The organism is Streptomyces agglomeratus, from assembly GCF_001746415.1.
GTDB lineage: Bacteria > Actinomycetota > Actinomycetes > Streptomycetales > Streptomycetaceae > Streptomyces > Streptomyces agglomeratus.
Genome location: NZ_MEHJ01000002.1, coordinates 277470 through 296914, shown reverse-complemented (window position 1 = coordinate 296914; position 19445 = coordinate 277470). Strand labels below are relative to the sequence as shown.

Annotated in this window: 15 protein-coding genes and 3 pseudogenes; 12 read left to right on the top strand and 6 right to left on the bottom strand. The window is 66.8% G+C overall.

The features are described 5' to 3' along the window. Window positions 1–362 precede the first annotated feature (362 nt). Both AS594_RS38085 and AS594_RS38080 read left to right on the top strand, forming a co-directional pair. Entirely contained in the window at window positions 363–1013 is a 651-nt protein-coding gene (locus tag AS594_RS38085; protein WP_069936109.1) for a DUF3105 domain-containing protein, read from the top strand. Window positions 1014–2312: 1299 nt separating this feature from the next. After that, the gene (locus AS594_RS38080) at window positions 2313–2963 is read left to right on the top strand and encodes a YwqG family protein (protein ID WP_107393284.1); all 651 of its coding nucleotides are present in this window, start codon (window positions 2313–2315) and stop codon (window positions 2961–2963) included. Window positions 2964–3359: 396 nt separating this feature from the next. Here the strand turns inward: AS594_RS38080 and AS594_RS45610 are convergent, their stop codons facing one another. Next, entirely contained in the window at window positions 3360–3956 is a 597-nt protein-coding gene (locus tag AS594_RS45610; protein ID WP_206281772.1) for a hypothetical protein, read from the bottom strand. 505 nt (window positions 3957–4461) lie between these two features. Here AS594_RS45610 and AS594_RS45195 point away from each other — a divergent pair. From AS594_RS45195 to AS594_RS38055, 4 genes and pseudogenes are all read left to right on the top strand, one after another. After that, complete coding sequence (locus AS594_RS45195; RefSeq protein WP_167368162.1) at window positions 4462–4635, top strand: hypothetical protein; 174 nt, start codon at window positions 4462–4464, stop codon at window positions 4633–4635. 14 nt (window positions 4636–4649) lie between these two features. Further along, window positions 4650–5464 (top strand): IS5 family transposase gene (locus tag AS594_RS42195; protein WP_420877917.1). Its coding sequence is split into 2 segments (ribosomal slippage): window positions 4650–4992 and window positions 4992–5464, totalling 816 coding nucleotides; the frame shifts between segments, so codons are not numbered across the junction. A 63-nt stretch (window positions 5465–5527) separates the two neighbouring features. Continuing rightward, window positions 5528–7218 (top strand): annotated as a pseudogene (locus AS594_RS38060) (ISAzo13 family transposase). A 155-nt stretch (window positions 7219–7373) separates the two neighbouring features. Next, window positions 7374–8810 carry an NF041680 family putative transposase gene (locus AS594_RS38055; RefSeq protein ID WP_069774663.1) on the top strand — a complete coding sequence of 479 codons (1437 nt, stop codon included), beginning with the start codon at window positions 7374–7376 and terminating at the stop codon, window positions 8808–8810. Window positions 8811–8957: 147 nt separating this feature from the next. Here AS594_RS38055 and AS594_RS38050 read toward each other — a convergent pair whose 3' ends face one another. Continuing rightward, complete coding sequence (locus AS594_RS38050) at window positions 8958–9242, bottom strand: hypothetical protein (protein ID WP_069934079.1); 285 nt, start codon at window positions 9240–9242, stop codon at window positions 8958–8960. A 214-nt stretch (window positions 9243–9456) separates the two neighbouring features. After that, entirely contained in the window at window positions 9457–9954 is a 498-nt protein-coding gene (locus AS594_RS38045; RefSeq protein ID WP_069931176.1) for a hypothetical protein, read from the bottom strand. A gap of 834 nt (window positions 9955–10788) precedes the next feature. On the opposite strand from AS594_RS38045, the gene AS594_RS46965 reads away from it, so the two are divergent. From AS594_RS46965 to AS594_RS38025, 4 genes and pseudogenes are all read left to right on the top strand, one after another. After that, entirely contained in the window at window positions 10789–11007 is a 219-nt protein-coding gene (locus tag AS594_RS46965; RefSeq protein WP_240509361.1) for a hypothetical protein, read from the top strand. Window positions 11008–11066: 59 nt separating this feature from the next. Further along, window positions 11067–11342: a hypothetical protein gene (locus AS594_RS38035; protein WP_069931174.1), complete on the top strand. Its 276-nt coding sequence runs from the start codon at window positions 11067–11069 to the stop codon at window positions 11340–11342. 398 nt (window positions 11343–11740) lie between these two features. After that, on the top strand, window positions 11741–12268 hold the full coding sequence (locus AS594_RS38030) for a GNAT family N-acetyltransferase (RefSeq protein ID WP_069931173.1): 528 nt from the start codon (window positions 11741–11743) through the stop codon (window positions 12266–12268). Between the two features lie 1693 nt (window positions 12269–13961). Further along, window positions 13962–15209: pseudogene (locus AS594_RS38025) on the top strand (IS110 family RNA-guided transposase). Here AS594_RS38025 and AS594_RS48240 read toward each other — a convergent pair. Together AS594_RS48240 and AS594_RS38015 are read right to left on the bottom strand one after the other, a co-directional pair. Further along, window positions 15102–15866, bottom strand: a complete 765-nt coding sequence (locus tag AS594_RS48240) for an IS5 family transposase (RefSeq protein WP_167368161.1) — start codon at window positions 15864–15866, stop codon at window positions 15102–15104. The pseudogene AS594_RS38025 and the gene AS594_RS48240 overlap by 108 nt on opposite strands. Window positions 15867–16038: 172 nt before the next feature. Continuing rightward, entirely contained in the window at window positions 16039–16746 is a 708-nt protein-coding gene (locus AS594_RS38015) for a chaplin (RefSeq protein ID WP_478078928.1), read from the bottom strand. A 1288-nt stretch (window positions 16747–18034) separates the two neighbouring features. On the opposite strand from AS594_RS38015, the gene AS594_RS38010 reads away from it, so the two are divergent. Next, window positions 18035–18775, top strand: a complete 741-nt coding sequence (locus AS594_RS38010) for a class I SAM-dependent DNA methyltransferase (protein ID WP_069936309.1) — start codon at window positions 18035–18037, stop codon at window positions 18773–18775. Between the two features lie 326 nt (window positions 18776–19101). Here the strand turns inward: AS594_RS38010 and AS594_RS46960 are convergent, their stop codons facing one another. Further along, complete coding sequence (locus AS594_RS46960) at window positions 19102–19275, bottom strand: hypothetical protein (protein WP_176741134.1); 174 nt, start codon at window positions 19273–19275, stop codon at window positions 19102–19104. Between AS594_RS46960 and AS594_RS42185 the strand changes: the two are divergent. Further along, a pseudogene (locus AS594_RS42185) lies at window positions 19213–19442 on the top strand (transposase domain-containing protein); the annotation flags it as partial. The gene AS594_RS46960 and the pseudogene AS594_RS42185 overlap by 63 nt on opposite strands. Window positions 19443–19445 lie beyond the last annotated feature (3 nt).

Here is a 19445-nt window from a genome sequence, read left to right as displayed (position 1 = left end):
GCCTTGGCGCGCGAACGGGGCTTGCTGTGTGGGAACGGATGGCTCTCAGAGCCGCGCGCGACTCGTCGGTGCGCCCGGACTGATCGTGGTTCACCACTGGTCGGCATGCAGCGGGCGCACGGCCAGGGGTGCGCGTTGCCCAACGCGCAGAGGAGACGAATGCGCCTCGCCGCGATCATGACAGTGCCGTGCGGTCGAGCGGTGAGTGCGGCCGATTCTGTGCACGACGTCACCGCATACCCACCGGGCGGTGTCACTATGGGCCGTGTGACGTCTGGCGGCGTCGTCCGGGTCCCATCGGACACGCGCATCGGACCCAAAATGCTCAGTACCGCTCTTTTCTCACCCGTACATTTCCCGCTATGACACAGGATCAGCAGCAGTACGAGACTTCGAGCGGTAAGCCCGGGGGCTGTAAGGTCCAGCTCAAGCGGCGGCTGTGGGCGTTGACCACGGCCGTAGCGGTCGCTGGCGCCGTGGTCGTCGGGGTCACAGCGATCGCCTCGGCCCACGATGGGCCCCACACCGTCCGCGTGGCCGCGAAAAGCATCGACCCCGACAAGGCCCGTGTCCCCGGAGAGCAGACTTACCGCATCCTGCAGCGCCACCATGTGCTTGGTCCGGTCGACTACTCTGGCGGCCCGACCCCGCCCGTAGGCGGCCCTCATCATCCGACCTGGCAGAACGCCAACGGTGACGTCTACGACCGGCCGCTGCGCAACGAACACGCGGTGCACTCTCTGGAGCACGGCGTCGTGTGGGTGACATACGCCGAGAATGCACCGCGGAGTGTCGTGAACGCGTTCCGAAAGAAGGTCGAGGGCGTGCCCTATCGGATGATGAGTCCGGTCCCCGGCCAGGGCGCTCCGGTCAAGTTGACCGCCTGGGGCCGCCAGTTGGCCGTCACGTCTGCCCACGACCCGCGGGTGGACCAATTTTTCGACGCGTACATCCAGGGGCCGCAGGCACCCGAGCCGGAAGGGCCCGTCACCGGCGGCAAGGCGACCCCTTGAGCAGGGCCTTCCTAATCGCCTGAGGTGCCGATGTTGACGATCCGCTGGCGTCTCAGGTCTCGGCAGACACTGTAACTTTGTCCGCTGACCTGGTTCCGGGTGACCCTGGAAGCGCCTAAGCCTTGATCCACCGATCCGACGTCTGTGGATAACTCTTCTAGAAACGAGGAAGTGCCTCGTGACCTGCGATGATGGGAGTTCTTCAGGCTTCCAGCACGCTGGATCAGCAAGGCACTTCCGAGATGCAAGTTTCCCATATGCCGGCGGCGGTCTCCGCTGTGTTCGATGACCGAACTCGCCGGTCTTCTGGGAGTACGTCGACGAGGGCTGAACCCTGAGAGGACACCGCCACCGGGGGCATCAGCGTGCAGTCCACCGGTGGCGGCGACGCCACCCGTGGAACCGCCCGGGGAACGTCGACGACCAAGTAGTGGGGCTGCGCGAGCCCCAGGAACATCAAGCCGCCGCTGGCGGACCAAGGAGCCACGATTTTGCGGTGCCCGGCCCAGGAGCAGGGGTGAGACATGCGTTGCGTTAACTGTGGACAAGAGACTGAGTATGAACACGCGCCCCCCATGGGGGGCTCACCGGAGATAGGGTTGGTACACGTCAGCAGCGGTATGATGGCCTGTTTCCCGGAGCGTGGTCCGGCAAGCCCGATTGTCAAAGCTCCGGTGCCACCGCACCTCCGCCGCCTTCTGGAGCAGGCACCGCGGTTGCCTCCGCCGCCACCACCCGATTCCTGATCGAGGAGGACGAGCCCGGTTCGGGGGCGTGCAGTCCAACGGCACTGTGACGTCCGTGTCACGCGGGCTGCACCAGCCGTCGGAGCCCTGTCCGACCCGGACCGTAGCCTGACCGCTGTCCGCACGACACAGGAGGTACGCCCCGTGGATCCCACGACCGCCCGCCACATCAGGTCCGCCACGGCCCTGACGGCGGACGCGCTCGCTATATTGAACCAGGCTTTCCTCCGCCGGTGGCATCAGGGCGGCCCGGGTGCCCGCCTGGAGCATTCCGCGATCGACCACGCCGTCTCATCGGCATTGCTCCTGCGCGTCGATGAGCTGAACCCAGGTCCGCGAGGGCCTTCTCACACAGAGCAAGTCCGCTTGCGCCATCGCCGCACGGGCCGTGCACAAGCGCGGAAAACTGACTGAGGATCAGGATCGCGCGGTCCTTGACCCGTTTACCGCCGCCGGCGTCGCCGATCTCGTGGAGTGCTCCCTCCTCGGGGTACATCGGGATGATCCGCGACGGCGCACTGTGCATGCTGCCGACTGCCCGTAGCCTTCCTCCATGCAGGCAACTTTGATGATCTACGACGGCACGGCCGCGCCCGATGCAGACGTGCCACGTACCGGGGGTGTGCCGCTGGCCCCCGAGGGGTTCACCTGGCCGGTGTGCGGCGACTACTGCGGAGGGCCGATGCAGTTCTTCGCGCATCTGCCGGTCGAGTACGGCGTCCTGTCGGTGTTCGTGTGCCAGAACGATCCGGGCGCCTGCGAGCTGTGGGACGCGACCTCCGGGGCGAATCGGGTCCTTCTTTTCCCGCCCTCGGGACTCGTACCGGTGGCCGTACCCGAGAAGGGCGTGACGCTGCTGCCCGCAGTGTCGGCGATCACGACCCGGGTCGTGACGCTCGAACCCTCGGAGGATGACAGCGACGATCTCCCGCGCGACACATACGACCTCGCCCGTTCAGCGTGGAAGCGGGAGCCCGGCGAGCGGTTCGGGAAGCAACGCGAGGTGCTCGGATCGCTCGGCGGCAGCCCCTCCTACCTGGACGACGACCGGTTGCCCGGGTGCCCCTCCTGCTCCGGCACGACGGAATTCGCAGCACACTTGGAGGAGGGGATCGACCGGCAGACCGCGATGAACCTCGGCGGCCAGTTGGGCTACGTCTTCGTCTGCCGCCCCTGCTCCGAGGGCGCCTTCCTCACGGGCTGAGCGCGCCTGTGGCGGCAGGCTCCGCCGCCTACGCGGACGGGCCGCCCCCCGCTCTCCTCCTCCGCCACAGTCTCCTCCGGGGTGGCCATGAGTGTTCGGTGCAATCCCTGATCCAGGAAGATTCATCGGTTCCCAGTAGCACGTGACGGAGGCCGAGACCGCCGAGACGCCTGAGCCGAAGCAGCCGAAGACGGTTGACGGTCAGTTGATCCACGAGTTGATGGTGCGGGCTGCAGGCCGAGAACCTTCGGCTGACAGATGAGGGGGCATCCTTCAGCGGCTGACGAAGTGGCTGCCGCTGTCCGATCGGTGGTCGGGATCAACCGACCACCTCGGATCCGACAAGCACAATCCGTGTTCAGCGTCAAGGGGGGAGCGCGGGCAAGGGCGGCGGCGTCACCCTTGTGTGCCGCTGCCGTTGTTGTCGAACTTCTCGAGCGGCGTGCGAGCGCCGTCGCGGAATGCGTCGAGGCCCGTCTCGAAGTCGACCGCTGACCCCGCGAACAGCGCCGATTCGTCGGGTGCAACGTAGATCTTGCCTCCGCCGCGTACGGCGTGCACGAGGCAGACGCCGAGCCCGTCGGGCAGCTCGATGACGTTCAGCACCGGGTCGGTCCTGAGCTGAGCGAAGTGCGCTCTGCCCACCACTATGAGCTGGTCGACGCCCTCGGATGCCGCGTCGCTGCCGCTTGCGGCAGGTTGCAATGGTGCCGTGCGGTCCTCGACCGCCTCGACCGCGTAGCCGGAACGCTCGGCAGCGTCGAGGAATGCATGGAGATCGGATGCCTCGCGCAGGAGCGCTCCGAGCTCGCCCTCGCATTCGGCCACGTGGAACGTCGCGGTGGCGAACGGATGCGTGACCGGTGCAGCCCCTGGCAGCGGCGGCAGGGTTGAGGTGCTTACGAGCACCCCCGGTTCGCCCCTGAGTCCCATCGCGAGCCGCTTGCCGTGGAAGAGGCGGTATGTGCGCACCGACCCGGTTGCATCACTCACGACGTCTGCTCCGTTTCTATAATTGCCCGTAGGGCTCCGCGTATGCACCGCCGGGCAGTAGAACGGCCCGCGGCCCCGCTGCCCGCAACCGCAGGCGTCCTCAACTTTCGAAACGCCGGTTGCTGGCCAGCACCGCGAAGTGAGCCCGGCGCGGCCGCCTACTCGGATCCGACCTCGACGATCCGGACGTCCTCGGCAATCGAGTCCTCCGCCACCCCCTGGCCCGGTAGAGCGCCAGGTCGTAGGCGTCGTACGACGCCAACGAGCTTCCCTCGTAGGTCCACTCCACGCGGTATCGCTCAGCTACCCGGCTCCCCTCCCGTTCGCGACCAGCAGCCGGAACTCTGTCCGAATTCGACCTGCAGGCGTTCGACCAACTGGGAGACGTGCGCGTGGCCGTAGAGGCGAGAGAACGATCTCCATATATTCAGCCTAACGACCCGGCTGCGTGCGGGTGCGCAGCCCGGGCCCGGCGGCCGGGGGGTGGGCGGCCCGCGGTCACATCGTGAACCAGGCCAACACCGGCCTGGTGGCCAGTACCGCCGGGCTCGTGTTCGGGGAAGCGGACCTGATCGGCAGTTCCGTTGCCCAGACGCTGGCGGGGGCGCGGGCGCCCGTGCGGCTAAGAACTCCTAACGAAATGATCTTTGAAGTGGTTGGATCGCTCCGGGACCGTTGATCTGGGGGTGTGGGGTGGCTCGGCCGAAGCCGTGGGAAGTGGATGACGAGTTGTGGGCGGTGATCGAGCCGCTGCTACCGAAGGTGGAGCGCCGGATTCGGCATCCGGGGCGCATGCGGCATCCGGACCGGCTGGTGTTCCAGGGCATCCTGTTCGTGTTGCATACCGGGGTCGCCTGGGAACACCTGCCGCAGGAGCTCGGCTTCGGTTCGGGGATGACGTGCTGGCGGCGCCTGGCCGAGTGGACCGAGGCCGGTGTGTGGTCCCGGCTGCACGAGGTCCTCCTCGCCAAGCTCCGCAGCGCGGACGCCCTGGACTTCTCCCGGGCCGCGGTCGACGGCTCCCACATCCGCGCGTTAAAGGGGGCTCCAAGACGGGACGAAGCCCTGTTGACCGGGGCAGAAGCGGCAGCAAGCACCACCTGATCACCGACGCCACCGGCATCCCGCTCGCGGTCACCCTGACCGGTGGCAACCGCAACGACGTCACCCAGCTCATCCCACTCCTTCAAGCGGTACCGCCAGTGCGCGGCAAACGCGGCCGACCGCGCCGCCGCCCGGACGTCGTACTCGGGGACCGCGGTTACGACCACGACAAGTACCGCCGGCTCGTCCGGGACCTCGGCGTGAAACCGGTCATCGCCCGCCGCGGCACCGAGCACGGCTCCGGCCTGGGCACCCAGCGCTGGGTCGTGGAACGTGCCTTTGCCCACCTGCACTGGTTCCGCCGCCTGCGGATCCGCTGGGAGATACGCGACGACATCCACGAAGCATTCCTCACACTCGGATGCGCACTCATCTGCTGGCGGCGCCTGAAGTCATTCCGATAGGAGTTCTGCGGGCGTGCAGATCTTTAACTCGTGGCTTTCCGCTCGGTGATTCGTTGGTCTGGCATGAGCAGGTTGGAAGGGCAACGGGTCGTGCTGGCAGCCAAGTTCAGGGCGATTCTGCCGCACCTGGACGAGCGGCAGCGCCGCCTGTTGATAGGGGCGGAAGCCCAGTCCCTCGGCCATGGCGGGATCAGAGCGGTCGCCCGTGCCGCTGGTGTCCGTGAAGCCACGGTGTCTGCCGGAGTGCGGGAACTCGACTCCGGCGAGGCCCCGTTGGGGCGTATTCGGCGGTCCGGCGGTGGCCGCAAACGCGTCGTCGACCTGAACCCGGCGGTTCGGGAGGCGCTTCTCATGCTGGTCGAGCCCGAGGTCCGCGGAGATCCCATGTCGCCGCTGCGCTGGACTACCAAGTCCACCCGCAAGCTCGCCGAGCAGCTGACCCGGCAGGGCCACAGGATTGCCGCGGACACGGTGGGCGACCTCTTGCGCGAGGAGGGATTCAGCCTGCAGAGCAACGCCAAGACCCTGGAAGGCAAGCAGCACCCCGACCGGGACGCGCAGTTCCACTACCTCAACGAACAGGCCCGCGACCACCAGGACGGCGGGGCTCCGGTGATCAGTGTGGACACGAAGAAAAAGGAACTGGTCGGTCCCTTCAAGAACGGTGGCCGTGAATGGGAGCCGCGAGGCGAGCCGGTGCGGGTCGACACCCACGACTTCCCCGATCGTGAGCTGGGCAGGGCGGTGCCCTACGGCATCTACGATGTCGCCGCGAACGCGGCTGGGTCAACGTGGGCACCGACCACGACACCGCCGCGTTCGCCGTCGAATCCATCCGCCGCTGGTGGAACGGAGCCGGGCGGACCACCTATCCGACAGCCGACCGGCTGCTGATCACCGCCGACGCGGGCGGCTCCAACGGGTATCGCACCCGCACCTGGAAGACCGAACTCGCCCGGTTCGCAGCCGAAACCGGCCTGACGATCACCGTCTGCCACCTGCCTCCCGGAACATCGAAGTGGAACCGGATCGAGCACCGGCTGTTCTCCCACATCACCATGAACTGGCGGGGAAGGCCCCTGACCAGCCACGAAGTCATCGTCGAGAGCATCGCCGCGACCACCACCAAAACCGGCCTGACCGTGCACGCCGAACTCGACACCAACCCATACCCCACCGGCATCCAGGTCAGCGACGACGAGATCGCCGCCCTGCCAATCACCCGGCACCGCTTCCACGGCGACTGGAACTACACCCTCCACCCCCAGGACCTGATGGACGCGGCGACGGCCGACAGCGCGTCAGGCCAGGACCCGGCGGACAGGCCACATTGCCTCACGCAGCATTCCCTACAGGACCCTGAACTGACCGGCATGACCCGCCAACAGTTCACCGAGCTCATCGACGCGCTGGCGCCCGCGCTGGAGGTTCAACGCGAGCGAGTACTCCGCACCCGCCGCGGTCACGAGCGCCTGGTCGCCTCCGGCACAGGAGCCAAAGCCAAGCTCACCCCAGCCGACCGGATCCTAGCCACCGTGCTCCACCTGCGCAAACTCGCCACCATGGACCTCCTCGGCCAACTCTTCGGCGTCACCGCGATGACCATCAGCCGCGCTAAACAGGAGGTCCACCCACTCCTGGAAGCACACGGCCACCACATCAACACCTCAACCGCCCGCCTCCGCACACCAGCCGACGTCGCAACCTTCCTCGCTCCCGACCCCAACCAGACCAAGGTCAAAAAGACGAGTTAAAGATCTGCACGCCCTAAGCTTGGCGTTTATGGTCTGCCGTCGAACACGGCCTCGAACTTGCTGATGGGTTTGCCTGAGTTCCGGACGTAAGAGCGGCCTTCGCCTGATCCTGTGCTCCGTCACAGAGGCATGGGATCAACACGAAGGCCGTAGATATGAGTGTGCTGCAACACGGCGTCCCGCGGGATGCGTTTGCCGAACTGTCATGCTTCCGGACGGAGCTCTATGCCTGTCTGACCGGGCGGCGCGATGCGCTGTTCGAGCTGAGTGATGCCCTGCTGTGCGCGGATGGTCCGGTGAGGACGTTGGTCGAGCTGTCGTTGGAGCCTGAGCACCGGCGTGGGCATGGCGCCTTGTACGGCGGCCTGAACTGCGGGGATCTGGATGTGGCACGCCTGCGCAGGACGCTGGCAGGGCTGCCGCTTCCCCGCACGGCGTCGGGGCGGCTGGTCCTGGCGGTCGATGTGAGCAACTGGTTGCGGCCGGACGCGAATACCAGCCCGGACCGGATGTTCTGCCACACATACGGGCGAGGCAGAGGCTCGGCCCAGATGATCCCCGGTTGGCCCTACTCCTTCGTTGCCGCTGTGGAGCCGGGCCGGACCTCGTGGACGGCCGTGTTGGACGTGCTCCGGCTGCGGCCCTGGGACGACGCGATCGCCGTCACCGCCGGCCAGGTCCGAGAGGTGTTCCAGCGGTTGTATGTGGCAGGCCAGTGGCAGATCGGCGACCCGCCCGTCCTCGTCGTCTTTGATGCCGGCTACGACGTGACCCGCCTGGCCTTCCTGCTCGCGGACCTGCCCGTGGAGTTACTGGGCCGGATGCGTTCGGACCGAGTCCTGTACTTTCCGCCTACGCCCCAGCCGGCGGGCAAGCGCGGGCGTAAACCCAAGCACGGGGCAGAGTTCACCTTCGAGTACCCGGCCACCCTGCCGGTCCCGTCCATCACCACGGTGACCGACACCACTCACTACGGGCAGGCCGTCGCCACGGCGTGGGACCGCCTGCATCCACTGCTGACCCGGCGCTCGGCCTGGGCCGACCATCCCGGAGAGTTGCCGATCATCGAAGGCACCGTCATCCGTCTGCGGGTCGACCACCTTCGCGGCGACCGCCACCCCCGGCCGATCTGGCTGTGGTGGTCGGCCACCGATGCCACCGCCGGGGACGTGGACCGGCTCTGGCAGGCGTTCCTGCGCAGATTCGACCTGGAACACACCTTCAGGATGTTCAAGCAGACGCTGGGCTGGACGGCTCCCAAACTCCGCGAGCCGGCCGCCGCTGACCGTTGGACCTGGCTGGTCATCGCCGCCCACACCCAACTCCGCCTGGCCCGGCCCCTTGCCGAGGACCTTCGCAGACCCTGGGAGCGGCCCGCACGCCAAGGACGTCTCACCCCTGCACGGGTCCGCCGAGGATTTCGCCGCCTCCACGGCAAGGCCCCTCAACCGGCCGGTGCACCGAAACCCAGCACCGCAGGCCCAGGCCGACCAATCGGCACGAAGAACAAGCACCGTGCACGCGAACGCACCGTCGGGAAACAGGGCCAACCGGACCTCACGACAACCATCACAAGCAGCAGAGCTGGATAAACGTCAAGCTAAGGTGGATGCGAAACACCCGAGAACCAACCAGTACCGCCTCAGTCTCGGGCGGTCGTGGATGCTCTAGCAGACCTGGCGGCACGCAAATGGTCCCGGCGCCCCAGGCGCCGGGACCATTTGTAGGCCGGCCGAACGTCAGAACGCGCTGTTGTTGCAGCCCATGGTGGAACCGAGGTGGGTGGACTGGGCGCCGGGGTTGCCCTCACCGTTGAGCGCGTTGCCCAGCAGGCCGTTGAGGACGCCGACCTGGCCGAGGATGTCCAGGTTCAGGTCGTGCGACTTGCACTGCGTGCTTTGCGTGATGTTGAACTTGTCGTCGCCGCCGCCCCTGCCGCCCTGGTCGGCGTGGGCCGTGCTACCCATGAATCCGATGCTGCCGAGTGCGGCGACAACGACGGCAACGCTGCGAAGCTTGCGCATTTCTTCTCCGGTGGAGTAAGTGGGTGCGATCCGTGGCGGATCGCCTTCCGTTACGCGACACTAGTAAGAAATTGTCGCAAAACGGGCAACGACGCGCCGTTGTTGTGGTCGAGCGTTAGAAACGCCCGAATGCCGTATCGCGAGCGGAGTGGACCATTCGCCGCACACCTCGTAGGGCCCGTGCCGCGTGTCGACGCGTGGCCGTGCTCTAGCGCTACTGCGCCTGCGCGCTGGAGAAGGAGTTCGCCTGGCTGTTGGCCTGGGTGCACTCCACCCCGTGAGTCTGGGAAGCGGCAAGCAGAGCGACGGGGACATTCGCGCCGATCAGGTTCTGCGGGCTGCACTCCTGGGACGGACGGAACAGGTTGGCCTGGCTCGGGGCGCCCTGCCCGTTCCGCGCGGCCTGCGGGGCTTGCGGAGTGAGCTGCGGGTTGATCTGCGGGTTCAGCTGCGGGTTGACCTGCGGGTTTACCTGGGCGCCCCGCTGCGGACTCGCCTGCTGCGGGGCCGCCTGCCGCGATGCAGGCGAGCCGTATGTCTGCGCAGAAGCCTGCGCGGAGGACGCCGAAGCGGCCTGGGCGTCCGGCTGCGAAACCGGAGGCGGCGCCCCGTTGTAGGCGACCGGAGTCACGGCGGAGCTTGAGCCGGCCCCGACTGCGGACAGACCACCGGCGGCTGCGACGACGAGCGCGATGTGCTGAAACTTGCGCATTGAATACTCGGCCCTTCATTGACCTGTGCACGTAACCTCATGCACGGAACCTGGTGTAATGCAGATGAGGCAGGGCAGTTCGCTGCTCTACTGACTCGTGCGGCTACAACAGACCATCGTTGCTGCCCCGTGCGGAACGAGGGCAGCGCGGACTCAGATACGGGTGCCGGGCCGTGGTCACCCATTTGCCGCACGAGTGCATGGGCCGCCCCAACGCCGCCTCAGGCGGGGGCAAATGGGTGATGGACTGTTGCGTGCCGTGACCACAGCGAGGAAGACCTCGTTCCACGGGAGGAGGGCAGCGACCGTCAACTTGAAGAGGGGCGAGGGAATTCACTGCCGGCTCCAATGCGAAGTCCGCGTGCTGCTGAAGATTGACCGCTGCTGACGGTGCGGTGCGAGTATCGCGCTGACGGCACGCGTGACCGCACTGAATGCAATGGATCCACTTTCAGGTTTCGAAGGGCCGAGGGTTTAATGCGCAAGCTTCAAAAGATCGCGCTCGTGGTAGCAGCGGCCAGCGGTCTGACCGCTGTCGGCGCCAGCGCCAGCCATGGCGATGCTCCCGTGGGACAAGGCGGTGCCACTCCGGCGTCGGCTCCCGACTACTCGAGCCCGCAGGCCGCTCCGCAGGCACCACAGCAGACCGGTGCCGTCGCCGCGGCCTCGTCGAGGGGAACGGCACAAGCCACCGCTACGCCGCACCAACAGCAGGCCGCCCCGATGCAGCCCGCCCAGGCCGCCCCGATGCAGCCGGCTCAGGCCGCCCCTGGGCAGCCGGCTCAGGCCGCCCCTGGGCAGCCACAGGTCGTTCCTCAAGTCATGCCGCAGGTCATGCCACAAGTCGCCCCGCAGGTAGCCGTGCCCCAGGCCTTCGCGCCGGAGCCCCCGATGCAGATCGCCCCGCAGGTGAACCCGCAGTTCAACCCACAGGTGAACCCGAACATCAACCCGGTCATCTCGCCGGCGAACGCACCACAGCTGTCGCCCGTCGGCCTCGGACAGGTCGCGGCACCCCCCGTCGGCCAACTGGGACTTCCCCAACTCGGCTGACAATCCGCGCACTTCCACTCCGCCTGCCAACGAACTCCATCTCGATTAAGGGAGAACCAATGCGTAAGCTTCAGTCGGTAATCGTCGTAGGCGCCGCCATCATCGGCAGCGTCGGATCCCTTAGCGGCGCCACCGCCTTCGCCAGCGAGCGGGGCAGCGACCTCGACATTGAGCAGGGCATCGAGTGCCGCTCGCACGACATGAACATCGAGGTGATCGGCAGTGTCGGCGCCCTCACCGGCCTGGCAGGCAACCTGCTGAATGGCGAAGGATCCCCGGGCGCACAGAAGAACCACCTCGGTTCAGACATGGGCTGCAACAGCCAGGCACTCTGACCCACCTCCGCACCAAACGCACAGACCATCCCGTCATGAGAACCTCGATGCCACACATGTGGACAGGGGGCCGATGATCGGGCGAAACGCACGAGACTCCCGCACCGAGTGCGCGCTGGCCGAGCAGGCCAATCCTCTTGGCGTGGGCGTTAGCCTCGCCGTTTCGGTTGAGATAAGGCCGGAAGCGGGGGGAAGTACGAAAGTGCCTTCCAAGCGGGGACGATGAACCTTGTCGCGAGGTTCTGTCGTCCCAAGCGGAAGGCACTTTCTGCGTGCAGCGTGTCGAGGACACGAGCTGTGCGATCGACTCGATCCTCCGACGGGCATAGGGTGCGGCGGCGCTGGCTCCCCGCATATGCTGGCCGACTCACCCGACGCACCACGACGAGGATCAGCCCGTGGCCAGCAGCACCAGGATCCGCCTGATCGAGCCCACCGACGCCGCCCCGATCGCCGCGCATCGGGTGCGGGACTTCGAGGCTTTCCGGCCGTGGGAACCTGCCCAGCCGGCCGACTTCTTCACCCCGGAGGGCCAGGCGGAGCACATCGACAGCCTGCTGGCCGGATATCGGGCCGGTGCTGTCTGGCCGGGCGTGGTGCTCGGCGACGACCAGGTGATCGGGCAGGTCACCGTCGGGGGCATCCTGCCACAGCCGCACCTGCGCCGCGGCTCCGTCGGATACTGGATCGCCAGCGTTGCCCAAAATCTAGGGCACGCCGGGCACGCCGTCGGGCTTGTACTCCAAGTGATGACGGATGAACTCGGGTTGCACCGCGCCGAGGCGTCCACCAATCTGGAGAATCTGCCGTCGCAGAGGGTGTTGCGCCGCAACGGGTTCAGTCCGTACGGCGTCGCGCACTCCTCGATCTTTCTAGACGGGAGCTGGCGGGACGGGCTGCTGTGGGAGCGGGTCCTCGGCGACTAACCATTGCCGGTGGAGATGAGACGGAATCGGGGCGGAAATACGAAGGTGCCTTCTGAACTGGGACGATGAACCTTGCCGAGGCGTTCTGTCGGTCCAGGAGGAAGGTACTTTCTGCTTGCAGGGTATCGGTTCTCGTTCCAAGCTCCACGTCTTCACTGACAATGCGGCGGTGGTTGGGCGCGCAGGCCGCACGTTTGCTGGCGGATCTTGCCGATGCCACCGGTCGTTGCTGCTCAACGCAGCCGCCTCAGCGCACCGAACTGGCGAGGTCAGTGGTGCCGGGGTAGATGTTCGAAGCCGTCTGGCCGCTCCAGCACAAGGCCGTCCGACGCGCTGCCTCGAACTCGACGCCTTCATCGGATGTCACATCATGCAGTTCAACGAGCCGCCCAGGAAATGCAGTTCTGCTCCAGGAACCGATGCCGAAGCTGCCGCGGGGACTGAACTGTCGCCCCTGACAGACCTATATAGGTAATGGGGCCCCGGAAGAACGTTGCCAGACTTCCGGGGCCCGACCTCGAGGAGACCGACACCCTTTCAACGACACCGCGCCTCACAAGTCACGCGGCGCCCGCTCAGCGACAGCTGCGCAGCCCTGCGGAAGCGTCGGGGGCTTCATCGGACTGCTGCACCCTTCCCCCTGGAAGTTCGGCCCTGCCCACGGTCGTACAGCATCCGCAGCGCCCCGACTCCCTCACTGCTGGAGGGCGGCGCCTCGCACAGCAAAGTCGGCCAAGGGCAGGGCCGGCTCTCGTCCTGGTTCAGGCAGCCCTCAAGAGTGTCCGGCCCCGGGCCGGTGTGCCGGCAGTCCGGGGTGATCAGCATCGCGGCGCAGTTCACGCATGCCGCATTCATGGCCCGGCACAGCGTCATCCGCCTCCAGCCGTGCATGACGTCGGCGGCCGGATAGTCCCAACTTCGTGTAGCGTTCGATGGCTTCGGCAACACCTTGTGCACTGCGTGGGCACAGCGGCCCGGGCTTCGCAGAGGTTACTTTACCGCGTGCCAGCAGAGTCGCAGGACAGTCACGACCCCTCGGCTTACCTGGACGGACCTAGCTTCGCCCAGGTCTTGCGCCGGAATCGAGATGTTCGGGGTGAACCCCGATCCCTTCGGTGAAGCCCCGTACAGGCGCGGCTGCCACGCCGGTTGCCATGGGCGGCGCGCAGGGCTCAGGTCATTGGCCCACACTCACCGCGCGCCGCCCAGCGAACTACGGGCCCACGCCTAACAGAACCCGCTGTGTCAAGCCACCGAGGCGTACGCATGCCGCCACCAGAGCGGGGCAGCAGCGTCGCCGGCACCACCCAGCTCCGCGCGATCTCACCCGCCGCACAGCCGGCGCCGCCGTCGCCTTTGGCCTGTTGCAGGTCTACTGCTTAGCCGCCGCTCCGCGGCAGGAGCTGCTGCCGACCACCGGCGTCAGAAGCTGATGGGCGGCCACGGCGGACCGCCGCAGTCCTGACGCTTTCGACAGCGGCAGTGACGGCAGCTTGACTTGGTAGGAGGCGATCGAGACGAACATGCAGTCCAACTCCGGTGAGGCGTCTTGTGTACATCGGCTAGGACCTGTCCGGCCAGCTGGGGCCACGGACGGCTGATGGGGTGGTGCGCCAACGAGCGCTTCTATATGTCGCCGGGTGGCCCCGCCTCGGCTCGATGCTGAGGAACAGCGAAGGCTCGAAGGGAGTGCATGGTGCACGTGACCTGCGGAATCGACTGGCCAGAGGACCACCACGACGTGGCAGTGGTCGATCCGATGCCCGCCTGCTCGACAAGCTCAGGATCAGCGACGACGTGGCGGGCTTTCAGGACCTGCTGCGACTGCTCGCCGAGCACGGCGACAGCCCGGACGATCCGATCCCGATCGCGCTCGAGACCTCCCGCGGGCTCCTCGTGGCCTGCCTGCGGGCATCCGGCCGCCGGGTCTATGCCATCAATCCGATGGCTGTCGCCCGCTACCGCGACCGCCATGTCGTCTCCGGTAAGAGGTCCGACCACCAGCACGCACTCGTCCTGGCGAACATCCTGCGGACGGATGCCGAGCAGCATCGGCCGCTGCCGGACGATTCCGACCTGGCCAGGGCGATTTCCGTCCTCGCCCGAGCTCAGCAGGACGCAGTCTGGGACCGCACCCGAGCTCACAATCGGCTCCGGTCGCACCTGCGCGAGTACTACCCGTCCTGGAGGCATTTGCTGACAAACGAGAGCGGTTGCTGACCCGTGAGGTCCGTGCGATCTTGGCGATCGCGCCCACTCCGGCCGAGGCCGCCCGCCTCACCCGCAGTCGACTGAGGGGCGCCGTCACGCGGGCCGGCTGGCAGCGCCGGATCGAGACCGAGACCGACCGTCTCCTCAGGGTGCTCCGCAGGACCTCGCTCCACCAACCGGCCCTGTTAGAAACGGCGATGGGACGCCAGACACTCGCACTGCTTGCGCAGCTCGACGCGGCCTGCCGGGCCTGCGAGGGCCTGGCGCGTGACACCGAGAACCTCTTTCTTCAGCATCCCGACGCGGAGATCATCACGAGCTTCCCCGGTCTTGCCGTGCTCACCGGCGCTCGGATACTCGCCGAAATCGGTGACGATCGCAGCAGGTTCGAAACGGCCCGGGACCTCAAGGCTTACGCCGGGAGCGCTCCGGTGACCCGTGAATCCGGCATGAGCCGCCGCGTCAGCCATCGCCGGATCAAGAACAGCCGCCTGGTCGAGACCGGCCGCCACTGGGCGTTCGCCGCACTCACCGCCTCACCGGAGCACATGCCCACTACACCCGCCGACGAGACGCCGGCGATCGCTACCACGCCGCCCTCCGACATCTGTAAAACCGCATGCTAGGCCAGCTGCACCACTGCTTGACGACCCGCCAGAAGTTCGACGAAGCGATCGGCTTCGCCCTGCCGGTCATGCCCCCCACTCCCAGCAGCTGCTTGACCCGATAGCCGCATGGGGTGGCTTGTCGGCCGCGAGGGTGTCGGGCTTGGCGCGGGGCCGGCCCGGTCTGGGGGACACTGATCTTCTCCAGGACCGGCTTGAACTGAGTGCAGTCCGCCCGCTGGCCTGGTGTGACGATCAGAGACAGCGGGCGGCAGCGGCCGTCGGCGCTCAGGTGGAGCTTGGTGGTGAAATCTGCCGCGCGAGCGGCCCATGCCCTCACCTCCAGCACCACCTCCTCCAGGCGGGCGAACAGGCTCTGCCACGGCGTTTCGCCCTGGTGTTCTGGGACTTCGGCCCCCTTTGACGCGGGGGCCGGCGGCGGATCGGTACGGGCACCGGCGACATGCTGATGCGCACGCACGATGGTGGAGTCCACCGAGATGTCCCAGTCGACTCACCGCCGCGTCGGCGGCGGCCTGGACCTGCTGCAGCAGACGCTCCCACGTCCCGTCGGCAGACCACAGCCGATGACGTTCATACACGGTTTTCCACGGCCCGAACCGTTCCGGCAGGTGACGCCACTGCACACCGGTCCGCACCCGGTGCAAAATCCCGTCGATCACCTGCCGGTGGTCCCGCCCCCGACCACAACGCCGGTTGCTGACCGGCAGGAACGGCCGCAGCCGTTCCCACTCAGCATCACTCAGATCACCTCGCCCCATGCCCACATCAACGACCCGGGCACAGAGCAGCCACATGATCGTCCGGACAGGTCCTAGCTGGACGCCCCGCGCTCGTCCTAGTGCCCCGTGCTGCGGTTCAGAGCCTCATCATCGGTTCGCAGCCCTTGTCTGCACGGGCACATTTTCTTGATGAGGGCCGTGCGGCATCGGGTCAGCGGGTACCGCCGGGGCGGCAGCGGCGGTACAGGACCGCACCCGCGAGGAGCGCCGCGCCGCCAGCAAGCGCGGGAGCCGTAATGTCCCCTCCGGTGTGGGCCAGCACCGGCGCCGCGTCCTTCGGGGTGTGCGAGCTGGGCTGGGATGGGACGTGGACCGGAGGCTTCGAGGCCCGGGGCTTCGGCGCCGGGTCGTTCGAGGGCTGCGGGGCCGGAGGCTTCGACGTCCGGGGCTTCGGCGCCGGGTCGTCTGTGTGCTGGTGGGGGGGCTGGTCGCCGGGGCCGTTGACGGACTTGTTCCCGAAGGCCGGGTTGCCCACGCCGACCACATTGACACTGTTCCCGGATACGTTGACCGGAAGGTCGACGGGCAGTTGGATGCCGTTGCCCGAAATCAGTCCGGGCGAGTCCGAGGTGTGACCGTGGGCCGACGCACCGCTGGAAGCGGTCCAGTCGCCGCTGTGGTCGGAACCGCTCTCCTTCGAACCGCTCTCCTTCGGACGGTCGGCCTTCGCCGCGTCGCCCTTGTTCGCGCAGGAGTTGCCTGCAGCGGGGTTGAGCAGCGCCACGACGTTCACCGTGTTGCCGCAGATATTCACCGGCACGTGAACCGGGAGCTGGATGGAGTTGCCGGAGAGGAGCCCGGGCGAGCCAGCCGTCGTGGCGTCGGCGCTGGCCCCGTCGGCCGCAAGGGCGGAGGACATTGGGAGCGCCATGGCCATAACGCCGGATGCGGCGGCGACGGCGAACGCACCGTTTCGGTTAGCCCATTTCATAGGTTCCCTGCTTTCCTAACATCATCGCGGGCACTCACCCGCACCTAATAAAACGCAAGGGGGCCGTCAGAGTTATGGGTGCCGTCTTGGAAGCCACCCTGGGGCACTAGTCCTCAGCTTGTTCTTTAACGTTCGGCGTCGAAATGTGCCTCGAACTAGGCCGCTTACTCGCTCAATCTCCGGATGCTGAGGAGGCATTCTTCTGATCTTGCGGTCCCATCCAGGTGGGTCGATCAAAGAGCCGTGAGAGCAGGTCAGTTGCCTGTCGTTGCGGTAGGGCAAGCGTCACGCTTTCGGGAAGAGTTGCAAGCCTGTCCGACCAGCCGCGGCGAAGAGCTGTTCGAGCTGACCGACGCCGGGTGGTGGCCGCGCGGGGTGCTTGGTATGCGACGGTGAAGCGTACGTTGCTGCCCTGGCGCCGGCTCGATCATGGCCCGCCGTACGACGGTCTCGACCTGGGGGGCCAGATCGAAGGCGGCGGACCGCGCTCGCTGCCGGCGAGCTTGCCTTCGCTCCGCTTCCCGGACGGACGTGCCTGGCGCTGGCGGTGGACGTTACATGAAGGCCGCGGTGGGACGCGCCGTGCTCGCCGGATACCGGTTGCTCCGCCGCGTCAATGGCGGGGGAACGGCCTCGGAATCCTCATGCGACGTGATGCACGATAAGCATTCCGGCACGCCACCGGAGCGGGCTGCCAAGAGGTGGCGCTGTGACCGCAATGAATCCGGAGATCCATATCCGGGCACGAGGCGTTAGAGGTCCAACAGGAATCTCTTCGCGGTGTGACTTTCGTCTTTGCAGCTCGTTTGTCTATTCTTGGAAAGAGGAACTCTCGGCCGGATCGTCTCGGACGAACTGTCGACCGATCGATCCGTTGCTGCCAGAGCCGATGCCCAAGCTGGTCGCCGGGGCTGCGTGCTCGTGACTGGAAGGGCCTTGGAACTCCTAGAGAAAAGATCTCCAAGGTGGTTGGATCACTCCGAGACTGACGATCCCCGGGGCGCTGGGTCGCTCGGCCGAAGCCATCGGAAGTCAACGACGAACGGTGGGTGGTGCACGCTGCGCCGAGGAGAACGACCGCACGACTGCCGTGACCGCGCGCCCCGAGCCAGGCTGTGCCTGAAAGGTCTGTACCGGCCGCCCGAACCGTGTGATCGGAGCCGGTGGAAGATAAATGCGTCGACAGCGCCCCTTGCTACCCGGCAAAGTGGCCGCCGTGACGAGCAGTGAGCTGTGGACCCGTGCGACCGCCGACCGCTACGACTCCGAGGAGACCGAGACGTCCTCGGCCGCCGTTCTCGGACCGACTCTCGCCTTCCTGGCCGAGCTCGCCGGAGACGGCCGGGCACTGGAGTTCGCCATCGGGACCGGACGAGTGGCCGTCCCGCTCCGGGAACGCGGCGTGCCGGTAGTGGGCATCGAACTGTCCGAGCACATGGCAGTGGTGCTGCGGCGCAAGATCGACGAGGATACGCTCCCGGTAGTCATCGGGGACATGGCCACCACCGTCGTTCCCGGCGAGTTCACCCTGGTCTATCTCGTCTACAACACCATCACGAACCTGCTCACGCAGGAGGAGCAGGTCGAGTGCTTCCGCAACGCCGCACGTCATCTGGTGCCCGGCGGCCGATTCGTCATCGAGCTGGGTGTGCCGCCTCTGCGGTTCCTGCCGCCCGGCCAGGTCGCGGTGCCGTTCGACGTCTCTGAGCAGCATGTCGGCTTCGACACGTTCGACCTTGTCGAGCAGATTCTCGTCTCGCACCACTTCACCCGCGACGGCGACGACGGCCGCTACCGCCGCGACAACTCCCGGCACCGCTACGCCTGGCCGGCAGAGCTCGACCTGATGGCACGGATCGCTGGGTTCGAGATGGAACGTCGCGTCGCGGACTGGGACGGGGCGCCGTTCACCCAGGACTCCGCGAAGCACATATCCGTGTGGCGCAAGCCAACCTGAGGTCGGCCACCGGCGGTCAACGTAAGCCGTGCCTGTCTTGCAATTCCTACCGGGATTGCAGGCGTCGCCAACAGATCAGTACGCATCCGATGGTGAGGAAGACACCTCACGATGTGAAGGTGTCAAGCTGCGGTCGCCAGGACGCTGGGGGAAGGGCTGTCGCCTTTTCGAACAGGACGCGTTGCTTGAGACAGTGGTGGAGCTGGCCGAGCATGCGGTTGAAGCAATGCCACGAAGGTTGATGCCGCGGCCGCCAAGTCAAGTCCAGGCCCGAGAAGGATGATTTTAGCACTGCAGGCCGCATTCCCTGATAGGAGAAGGTCGACCTAGACCTTCTTGACCAGGGGATCCGTTGTCGCGTCAGTTCCCCACTCGCACCTTGACACGTACCACCAACCGTCGCGGCGGGCGCGTTCGCGCCGGGCCATCTTGGCGGGCTGACTCAGCACGTACCCTTCGAGCTCGTCGATGACGTCCTCGAAGAGACCAAGACCGTTCAAGTCCGAGTTCGCACGCTGCCCTCGCGGGTCGGGATCTACTTCGTCCTGGCCCTGGGCTTTTCCCGTCTTTGGGATACCGACGTGTGTGGGACAAGCTCGTGGCCGGCCTGTCGGGCATCGACCACTGTCCTCCTTCGGAAGCTGCGCTGCGGCAGCTTCGCCGGCGACGG